This window comes from uncultured Sulfuricurvum sp., assembly GCF_937936435.1.
Classification (GTDB): domain Bacteria; phylum Campylobacterota; class Campylobacteria; order Campylobacterales; family Sulfurimonadaceae; genus Sulfuricurvum.
The window spans coordinates 1-9,651 of sequence record NZ_CALDDG010000116.1 but is presented as its reverse complement, the minus strand read 5'-3'; the positions used below and the strand labels follow the sequence as shown (position 1 = coordinate 9,651).

Below are 9,651 nucleotides of genomic sequence, written 5' to 3'. Positions count from 1 at the left end.
CCCCTTGAGATCGAAAATCCCCGCCGCTTTAAGCTGCGTATCGCTTGCGGCGATGAGGGTGAACTTTTTGTTTTTATGGACGCTTCGCAGGGTTTCGAAATTTCCGCCTCCCAGCGGAGAATAGCGTTCGGACTCGGGGAGAATATCGACTTCGAGTCTCGAACGCGACAGTGTCGGCTGATTCAAACCGTATGCCTCATCCAGCGTCGATTTCATCTCCCGGATACGGAGGACCTTCTTCCCTTCGCAAATATCGATCCCCTCGTCGCCCAAGACCCAAAATCCGAGCGAGGCTATATCTTTGACAAAACTGTCGCTTTGTGCAGATGCGATCGCTTTTTCGAAGGTGCGGTACTGCTCTTCGCTCAGAGAGAAAAAAGCGCTCGTGACTTCGATAGAAGCCAACTCCTCTTTATCGGTACGCTGGGTTTCGACGTCAAACGCTTTAATCTCTTCGACCTCGTCGTCGAATAGACTGATCCGATACGGGTTGCTGTGATTGGGCACATAGATATCGAGGATATCACCGCGATGCGACACTTCCCCTTCCATCTCGACCATATCGACGAAGGTATATCCCCAATGGATAAGTTTATTTTTAAACGCATTCAGATCGATCCGAGAAGCGAATTCGATCGTCTCGCTTTGTAATAATGAAGCGTTCGGAAACGGAAAAAGCAATGTTTTGAGCGGAGAGATAAGTAACGGTTTTTTAGTAGCACCGTAATACTCCCTCAATGCGGGAAAAAGGGCAAAAAGTTCCTCTCCGAAAGGGCGCAAATCATCCATATAGGCCGCACGAAAATCGGGTAGGACGATGTGCGGCAGTTCCAAAAATGTCGCAACGTCACTGAGCTCCGCAGCCTCTTTCGCATCTTCACAGACGAGGATATCGCACCGATTTTTGGGATTGTTGTGTAAGTACTCGTAAAATCGTGCCTGTGACATCAGGAAATCCTCTTTAAAAATGCTTCGGCGACGCTGAACGAACCGAAAACCAAATATTCTTTCTCCTTGCGGAGAGTCTGAAATGTGCTATAGGATATCGCCAACTCTTCCAATACCGCTTCCAAAAGTGCTCTCGGCACTATCCGAGCTTCAGAGACGTCGATGATCTCGACAGCTTCGATAACCGGAGAGAGAAGCGTCAATATCTCACGGTAATCTTTATCGCCGTAGGTGTTGTAGATGAGGGTTACTTTTCGCCCTGCATATGCCTGCGCGATCGATTGTGCCGCCAATGCGTTATGTCCTACGTCGAGGGTGACATTGGGGGCGATTTTGCTCAATCGTCCGAACAATGCTTCTTGATCGAACAATGACGCTTCCGGCGAAAATCCCAAAAGTGAATACGCTGCCATCGCCAGAGTAAGATTATCGCGTAAATAATCGCTAAGTCCGTTTTTTTCGGCAAGATGCAATGCCGCTGCTTCGATCTGAGGAGTCAGAAGTTCCGATACATTTAAGAGTTTGCACCCTTTCTCTTCGGCAATCGTATGTGCAATTGTCTCCACTTCGGAGTGTTTTTGTTTGCCCAAAAGGGCGACGCTCTGCATACTGCGCAGTTTTGTTGCGGCGATAGAGGCGATGGTATCACCCAAAAAAGCGGCATGATCGAAATCGATCGGGGTAAAAATGCTCAATGCCTTCTCAAAAGCGGCCGTCGCATCGAATTCTCCGCCCAATCCCGCTTCACACACAACATACTCACACCCCTCATATGCGATCATCGCTAACAGGGTCGTATACTCAAAATAGCTCAGGCTTTCGGCAATATCGGAAGAGAGAATCGACAAAAGTTTTTGATGCGCATTCTCCAGCTCAGCATCGCCGATCTCATCGCCGTTAATCCATATCCGCTCGTTAAACCTGAGAATATGGGGAGAGGTATAGTGTCCTGTCGATTTACCGCTTCGGTATAATGCCGTGGCCAAAAAACGGCCGGTCGACCCCTTTCCGTTTGTACCGACGAGATGAATAATTTTCGGCGAAGGGAGAAGATGTCTGATCCCGGCATATGCCCTCGGAAAGCGCTCGACATCGATAACATCGTAAAAAAGAGGCTTTTGAGCTAAAAAATCGTCTAATGTCATGCCGGCTCGACGCGGTTTCGCCCTTTGCGTTTGGCATCATAAAGACGCTCGTCCGAACCGTTAATCAAAGCTTTTAATGAAGGGTAGTCGCTACGCTGCGCGATACCGATACTAATGCTCACTTTAATCCGTTGCCCCTGATACATAAAATGGGCCTGCTCAACGTGGAGGCGTACTTTTTCGCAGAAAACCTTACCTCCTTCGATATCGGTATCTCCTAAAATTGCCATAAACTCCTCACCGCCGTAACGGCCGACAATATCACTCGTGCGCGCTTCTTCTTTCAGAATTTTGGCAAACGCGATCAACACCGCATCTCCCGCTTCATGCCCGTAGGTATCATTCACCGATTTGAAAAAGTCCAGATCCAGCATCGCTATGCTAAACACCCGTCCGTGGCGTTCAAACTCTGCTTCTTTAATGCTCAAATACTCTTCAATAGCCCGTTTATTATAAAGTTTAGTCAAAAAATCTTCCCGAGACGCCTGTGTCGCATGGGCAAGTTCCTCTTCCAAAGAAGCGATTTTTTGCCCCATTTCGGTCACTTTTTCATTATGAACTTTTAAATCCTTCGTCAATACTTCCACTTTTTCTTCCAAAGCACTGGCGATCGTATAGAGCCGTTTGTGGGCCGTTTTAAAATCGCTCGGTTTATTGTTCTCCAGTGCTTCGAGATCCCGTTTCACTTCCCGAATCTCTGTCGTCGAGTTCTCACTGCGTTCGATCAAATCAATCAATTGGGTAGAGAGTTTTTCAAGAAGATTATCGAGGATTCCGACCATATCTTCGACGCTTTGTTTGTCCAAAGCAATGCGCATGGCAATAGCCGTTTTTAGCTCTTTCTCACACTCTTGCGAAGCGACATAATCAGGGTTTTCGCGCAATTTTTGTGAAAGGGCTATCGTCGCATCGTCCATACTCGGAGCGATAGAAGGAACAAGAGACGAAACAAGGAGACGAACCATTTTCGTGTGATCGATTCCCGATGCTTTCCCCTCATGCAGTGTTAGCCCCTCAATAGTTTTGCGGAGATTAGCCGTATCGACCGATCCGAAATGAGAAAGCTTCATCAAAAACGTATCGTCATACAAAGAAAGGAAATTACTCCAGGCTTGTTTAAGCAAATCAAGCTGCGTCGATCCTCCCTGCGTTTCGAGGATAGCGATGGTTTTTTTCGCCAACGCAGAGGCATCCGGATTATGAAGCACATCGATACTCTGCGCCATTTTTTTGGCTAAGGCGCTAAGCAACTCAACCAGCTGCGAGGCTTCGTTGGGATTCATCCGGCTCAATTTCGAAATCAAAAACCGGATCAGTTCCGCCGTCGTTTTGACACGATATTGTTTGATTTCCTCTGCCGTTTTCTTATCTATCAGCGTCATATAGCGATCTATGCCGCTGCAATCTTCGACTGCAAATCCGGCCTTTTTCGCTTCGGCGCAAAACGTTTCGGCATACACATCGGGTGTCCATACTTTGCCCTCGGCCTTAAGCCGTTCCACCGTATTTCGAACAATTTGGTTGATGGTCATTGCCCTACCCTTATTTTGAGCTTGCACCCTGTGCCGCGACTTGCGCTACGAATGCATCGATCCCTTTTTCCGCACCTTGAGAGATCGCTTGATAACGCGCTTGATCGGTAATGATTGCATTCGGTTCTATTGCGAAATCGTAAATTCCTCGCGTAAAATAATTTTTTCTCTCATCAGCGCGTGTTCGCTCAAATTTCATCATAACCGTCGTGCGATAAGTAACGACGTATCCGTTAATATCATAGCGAAGCGGCGAAAACGTCACCGAGTCAATTGATATCTTAATGTGAGTTTCCGCACTCTCTTTCGGTGCCAGCTTGGTTCTAAATTTTGTTATGACCGCCGTGTCAACCGCGTCTTTGATTATAACCGTATTTTGCGGGTCTTCCATGGAGATGACGACTTCCGTGCTCACGCTCTCGCCCAGGACATTTTTGGCGTAATACGCTGCGGGAGCATAACCGCATCCGCCCAATACCAAAAGCGCTGCCAAAAATATCCATACACGCATATTCACCCTTTTATAACGAGATTGACCAGTTTGCCCGGGATCACGATCGATTTTACGATCTCTTTCCCTTCCAGCCATTTTTCTACCGCAGTTTTTGCGGCTTCGATAATCGCTTCCTGACTCTCAGAAACCCCTACTTCGATCGTAGCGCGGTTTTTGCCGTTCACCGAAACGCCCAGAGTCAGTGCTTCAACTTCAAAGACTTCATCGCATATCTCTTGCGGACCGAAATTTTTTCTTCCGAACAGATTGGTTGATAGTTCCCAACATAGATGCGGAACGATCGGTTCCATCACCGAAGTGAGAATCCAGTACCCTTCCGTCCATACATCGGCATTATTTTGTTCGTTGAGGGCATTCATCGCTTCCATTACTCCGGCGATGAGCGTATTGAACGTATGACGTTCACCGTACACTTCCTGAGCACGTTTGAGTGCTTCGTAGACTTTTTTACGGGCCCCTTTTTCCTCTTTGGAAAGGGTACTGTGATTGATTTTCGGTAATGAATCGGTAACAGTAACGTTTGACGAGCGGTCGGCAAAGCGTTTCAGAAAGCGAAATGCCCCCTCTACCGCACTGTCGTTCCACTCCAGTTCCTGCGTCGGAGGGGCGGCAAACAGGATAAACAACCGTGCCGTGTCCGCCCCGTATTTAGCGACCAACTCTCCCGGATCGACCGTATTACCTTTGGATTTGGACATTTTCGCCCCGTCTTTGAGTACCATCCCCTGAGTAAGAAGGTGTTCAAACGGTTCATCGCTGCTCACATACCCCAAATCGCGAAGCATTTTGGTAAAGAAGCGCGCATACAACAGATGCAAGATCGCATGCTCGATCCCGCCGATATAGTGGTCAACGTTCATCCAGTAATCAAGCGCTTGTCTGTCAAATGCTTCTTTAAAGTCGTTTTTGACCGTATAGCGCAAAAAGTACCAGGAAGACTGGATAAACGTATCCATCGTATCGGTTTCGCGCGTTGCAGGTTTCCCGCATTTCGGACAGGCACAGTGTTTCCATGTCGGATGATGTTCCAGCGGATTTCCCTCTCCGTTTATGACAACGTCTTCAGGCAATGCAACCGGAAGAGCGCCTTTATCTTCAGGGACGATACCGCAAGAGTCACAATGGATCAATGGAATCGGTGCCCCCCAGTAACGCTGACGGCTGATTCCCCAGTCTTTGAGACGGAAATTAATCACTTTTTTACCGAGCTTATTCGTTTCAAAATAGTCCATAATCGAAGTTTTAGCGGTAACGTTGTCTAACCCGCTAAACTCGGCACTCTCATGTAATACACCCGTTTCAGTATACGCACACCCCTGAGGCAATTCGCCGTTTTCCGGGAAAATTACCGCTTTTACCGGCAGATCATATTTAGATGCGAATTCAAAGTCCCGCTCATCATGGGCCGGAACCGCCATGACCGCACCCGATCCGTAGTCGGTGAGGACGAAATTCGCTACCCACACCGGAACTTTTGCCCCGCTTAACGGATGGAGGACATTGATGCCGAGAGATACCCCTTCTTTCGGGCTTGTCGCACGGTCGCGGGCACTGACGCGCTGCATCGCTTTGATGGCATCCGCAGTCGCATCATCCAGCAATCCGAATGAAAGCATATGGCGGACGATTTCGTGTTCCGGAGCCAATGCCGCATAACTCACGCCATAAATTGTATCCGGACGGGTGGTGAAAACATCAAAACTTTGATACACCGCACCGAGTTTTGACTCACTCTCATCATCGAGTTTAAACGCAAATTCCAAACCGTACGATTTTCCGATCCAGTTCTCCTGCATCGTCAAAACCTGTTTCGGCCATTTCCCCTCTAATGTTTTGAGTGATTCGAGAAGCTCTTCGGAATAATCGCTGATTTTGAGATAGTACTGATACATCTCTTTTTGAACGATCGGGGTACCGCATCTCCAGCATCCCCCCTCGACGACCTGCTCATTCGCCAAAACGGTCTGATCGTGCGGACACCAGTTCAAAAAGCCTTGTTTACGGTACAAAAGCCCTTTGTTGAACATATCGATGATAAAACCCTGCTCGAATGCCGTATATTCAGGATTCGACGTCGCAAATTCACGCTCTTCGGAAAACGAAAGTCCCAGACCAGCCAATTCGCCGCGCATCGTCGCGATATTTTCATACGTCCATTTTTTCGGATGGACCCCGTGCTTGATCGCCGCATTTTCTGCCGGCATACCGAAACTGTCCCAGCCGATCGGATGAAGAACATTAAACCCCTGCTGACGGTAATAGCGGGCAAATGCATCGCCGATCGTATAGTTACGGACATGCCCCATATGAATCCGCCCCGAAGGGTAAGGGAACATACTGAGAACATATTTTTTAGGTTTAGAAAAGTCGTCCGAGGGTTCATACGCCTTCGAATCGCTCCATTTTTGTTGCCATGCGGCTTCGATATCAGCGGGAGAATAATTCAAAAAAAGCTCCTAGTTATTCGTAATTCTCTTTGGTTTTGGCGCTTTCGATAAACACCATAATGATGGAAAACAGGTTGGCGATCAATGCGCCGATCGATAGTGACATCGCCCATCCCGGATGACCGATCACTTCCATATAGATGAATGCGGGGATAAGGTGCAAATCGGCAACCAATGAAGCCGCCAACAATTCAGCAGCCAAGAGGTTGCGAACGCCCAGTTTTAAAATCGTGGAGATAATATTCAAACTTGCGGCGATAAACAGCATGATCGATGAGTGATCATACAAAAATGCCGCCGTTGACGTCAGACTCATCAACGTAAAGAAAACGTATACTACCTTGCCCCAATCCATCCTGACTCCTTAATTTAGACTATTCCTTGCTCGAACTGCGCGCGCAAACGATCTTTTTCCGCTTCGCGTGCCGCCTTTTGTGAGAGTTTAGCACGATACGCTTTAAGATTGAACCCGAGTTTTTCCAAAAGCGGCGATGCGACGAAAATCGAGCTGTAGGTTCCGACCGTGACACCTACCAATAGGGTATACGCAAACGTATGGATAATCTCTCCGCCGAAAACGAATAGCGTAATCAACACGATCAACACGGTCAAAGAGGTCAATGTCGTACGAGAAAGCGTTCGGCTCACCGAATCGTTGATGACACCGTCCACCGTGAGTTCCGATGAACCCGATAATTCCTCACGGATACGGTCGAAAATGATAATCGTATCGTTAATCGAATATCCCAAAATCGTCAACAGTGCCGCGATGACGTCTAGATTGACATCCAATCCCAACAGGGAAATCGCCCCGACCGAAATGGTCAAATCGTGTACCAGTGCTAATACCGAAGCGACCGCAAAGCGCCATTCAAAACGGACGGAAACGTAGATCAAAATCCCGATAATGGCGAGAGTCAGCGCCATAATCCCTTTTTCCCGCAGTTCGCTACCTACTTTTGCCCCGACGATATCGACACGTCGAATCTCGAATTTTCCGGTTCCTGTAAGTTCTTCTCGCGTCACATCGCCGATATCTTTGGTAACACTCTCTGATGAGTTTTTCATTCGGATAACGACTTCATCAGCCGAACCGAATTCATTGATCGAAGAGCCTTCGAATAAAGGGTTGTTCGCTAATTTTTCCCGCATTTTATCAATCGGAGCGGCCCCCTCATACTTGACTTGAACAATCGTCCCTCCAGCAAAATCGATCCCGAAGTTCAGCCCTTTTGTCGCGATCAGAAAAATAGACCCTAATACCAACATCATCGAAATGATCATCGCATATTTCGATTTGCTCATAAACCCGATCGGTTTTGTATAACGAAACAACTCCATTACGATCTCCGTTTCATGCCGAACCATAGGGCATTGTTATTAGCTTTGGAAATACGTTCCTGCAACATGATATAAATACCGTGCGTTCCCAAAATAGCGGTCAGCATCGATGCCAAGATCCCGATACTGATCGTGATCGCGAACCCTTTGATCGGCCCCGTTCCGTACATATACAATGCAACGGCCGCAATCAGAGTCGTGATGTTCGAGTCGGTAATCGCACGCATCGCGTTTTCGTATCCGACTTCTATCGCCCGTTTGACGGAAGAGCCCTCAGCGAGGATTTCCCGTATCCGTTCATTGATAATGACGTTGGCATCGACGGCCATACCGACCGTCAAAACGATCCCCGCCATCCCCGGTAGAGTCAATGTTGCTCCGAAAAGTGCCATAACCCCGATAATCAAAAGGATGTTCACCACCAACGCGACGTTTGCGATCACACCGGCAACCCCGTAATAGACCATCATAAATAAAACGACCAGTACGAAGCCCGAGATCAACGCAATCATACTCGCTTTGATACTGTCCGCACCGAGGCTCGGTCCTACGGAGCGTTTTTCCATCATATAAATCGGAGCCAACAACGCTCCCGAACGCAATGCAATCGCCAAATCGTTCGCTTCGGCAACGGTGTAGTTACCGCTGATCTGACCGCTTCCTCCGCCGATACGTTCATTAATGACTGGAGCGGAATAAACTTTTCCGTCCAAAACGATCGCCAGACGTTTACCGACGCTTTTACCGGTAAAATCACCGAAAATTTGGGCACCTTGGGCATTCAGGGTAAAGTTGATCACCGGATGGTTGTTCTGATCGTAACCGACATGAGCATCGGTCAGCATCGTCCCGTCCAGAATCGGAATCTCGCTGACCAGATGTTTCAACTGCGGTTGAAGCGCGTCCTCAAGGATTTTATCCCCGTAACTCGCCGCTTCCATTTCGCTCAGGTCATTCACCCGCATGGAACGCTCTTCATCCACCGCCATCAGTTCCAGTTTCGCAGCGCGCGAGATCAGCTCACGTGCACGCTGTTCTTCTTGCGGTGTTTTGATCCCCGGAAGTTCAACCAGGATTTTATCAACCCCTTGTTTCGCTACCGTCGGTTCGGACAAACCGAACTGATCAAGGCGGTTACGAATCGTCTCGATCGCCTGATCGACTGCCTGAACTTTCAGTTTTTCAACTTCAACCGGGGTAATCGACACAGTATATTTACCGTTTGCGGCATTGACCACCGTACCCTCGATTGTTTTAAGCTGTTCGTCCATCGTCGTCGCATCATCCGAATCCAACAGTTCGAAAACGACTTTATCGTCCGCGACGCTTATCCCCTCTACAAGGATATCGTTATGTTCGGCGAAATGTTTGATACTCGAAGCGATCGATTTGAGCTGCGAGTTGACCGCTTCGTCGGTTTTCACCCCCAATAACATATGCAATCCGCCCTGCAAATCAAGACCGAGGGTAATTTTCTTCCCTTCGATGTTCTGGTTAAACGTCGGAAGCGAAAACATCAGTCCGAAGACTGTAGCCAGGATCAGTAAAACGACACGATAATTAAGCTTCATCCTCGTACTTTCTCGCCACCGCGTCTTTCACAAGCCGCCCTTCGGTGTCATTGTTGAATTTTACGGCAAAATATTGATCTTCAACTTTTTTAATCTCAACGACAAGACCGCCGGTAGTAACGATTTTATCCCCTTTGCTCAATGCTTCAACCA

At 48.0% G+C, this 9,651-nt stretch carries 8 protein-coding genes and 1 pseudogene; all 9 read right to left on the bottom strand.

The window, feature by feature from the left end; genetic code table 11:
• Positions 1–948 (bottom strand): annotated as a pseudogene (locus tag Q0389_RS10760) (transcription-repair coupling factor); the annotation flags it as partial.
• On the bottom strand, positions 948–2,093 hold the full coding sequence (locus tag Q0389_RS10755; protein ID WP_298694076.1) for a bifunctional folylpolyglutamate synthase/dihydrofolate synthase: 1,146 nt from the start codon (positions 2,091–2,093) through the stop codon (positions 948–950). The gene Q0389_RS10755 and the pseudogene Q0389_RS10760, both read right to left, overlap by 1 nt.
• A complete protein-coding gene (locus Q0389_RS10750; RefSeq protein WP_298694074.1) occupies positions 2,090–3,625 on the bottom strand; it encodes a GGDEF domain-containing protein in 1,536 nt (511 codons plus the stop codon). Before Q0389_RS10750 ends, Q0389_RS10755 begins: the two co-directional genes overlap by 4 nt.
• Before the next feature lie 10 nt (positions 3,626–3,635).
• On the bottom strand, positions 3,636–4,136 hold the full coding sequence (gene lptE, locus Q0389_RS10745) for an LPS assembly lipoprotein LptE (RefSeq protein ID WP_298694073.1): 501 nt from the start codon (positions 4,134–4,136) through the stop codon (positions 3,636–3,638).
• Positions 4,137–4,138: 2 nt separating this feature from the next.
• Positions 4,139–6,586 (bottom strand): leucine--tRNA ligase, encoded by a 2,448-nt coding sequence (gene leuS, locus Q0389_RS10740; RefSeq protein ID WP_298694071.1) that lies wholly within the window; start codon positions 6,584–6,586, stop codon positions 4,139–4,141.
• 13 nt (positions 6,587–6,599) lie between these two features.
• Positions 6,600–6,941 (bottom strand): DUF6394 family protein, encoded by a 342-nt coding sequence (locus tag Q0389_RS10735; protein ID WP_298694070.1) that lies wholly within the window; start codon positions 6,939–6,941, stop codon positions 6,600–6,602.
• A 14-nt stretch (positions 6,942–6,955) separates the two neighbouring features.
• A complete protein-coding gene (gene secF / locus Q0389_RS10730) occupies positions 6,956–7,927 on the bottom strand; it encodes a protein translocase subunit SecF (protein ID WP_298694068.1) in 972 nt (323 codons plus the stop codon).
• Positions 7,927–9,498, bottom strand: coding sequence for a protein translocase subunit SecD (secD, locus tag Q0389_RS10725; protein ID WP_298694066.1), 1,572 nt, complete (start codon positions 9,496–9,498; stop codon positions 7,927–7,929). The genes secF and secD overlap by 1 nt, the downstream gene beginning before the upstream one ends.
• Positions 9,488–9,640, bottom strand: a complete 153-nt coding sequence (locus tag Q0389_RS10720; RefSeq protein ID WP_298694077.1) for a preprotein translocase subunit YajC — start codon at positions 9,638–9,640, stop codon at positions 9,488–9,490. The genes secD and Q0389_RS10720 overlap by 11 nt, the downstream gene beginning before the upstream one ends.
• Positions 9,641–9,651: the final 11 nt, after the last annotated feature.